This is a genomic window from Actinomyces sp. S6-Spd3 (assembly GCF_000758755.1).
Lineage (GTDB): Bacteria > Actinomycetota > Actinomycetes > Actinomycetales > Actinomycetaceae > Pauljensenia.
On record NZ_JRMV01000230.1, the window covers coordinates 1 to 554 of the forward strand.

1 protein-coding gene is annotated in these 554 nt (G+C 56.7%); it reads right to left on the reverse strand.

Translation table 11 applies throughout. From position 1 onward, the window contains the following. Positions 1–554, reverse strand: a 554-nt coding sequence (gene trmB, locus HMPREF1627_RS01900; RefSeq protein ID WP_034500654.1) for a tRNA (guanosine(46)-N7)-methyltransferase TrmB, incomplete at both ends; no start/stop codon positions are given.

Here is a 554-nt window from a genome sequence, read left to right on the forward strand (position 1 = left end):
CCTCGAAACGCGTTAAGACACGATCTTCAAACCGAGGAGCAAAACCGCCTCTTTCCGGCTGTGGATCTTCTGGATCCGGACGCTCACCCAAGTAGAGATTCTCGAAGTATTCGCACGCCTCGATCACGTCACGCATCTGCCACGCGTAGTCATCCCAATCGGTGGCCAGGCGCCACACTCCGCCGTCTGCCAGCAGATTCGCGATGGTCAAAGCAAAAGCGTCATTGACCAGGCGACGCTTACGATGTCGTGCCTTCCGCCACGGATCAGGGAAGAACGTCCATACCTCAGTAGCGCTCGCCTGTGGCATCATGATGGGAAGAGCCTGCGCGGCGTCAACCTCGATAAAACGGATGTTATCTACACCCTGCGAAACGGCTCGTGAAATACCTTTCGCAATGCCTTGCGCCCACACTTCCACACCCAACATATTGACCTGCGGATGTTCCTTCGCATAGGCGACGATCTGTTCACCATTGCCCGTGCCGATCTCAACGATCAGAGGCGCTTGCCTCCCAAACTCGCCGGCAACGTCAAGGCGGTAGGACTCGTCA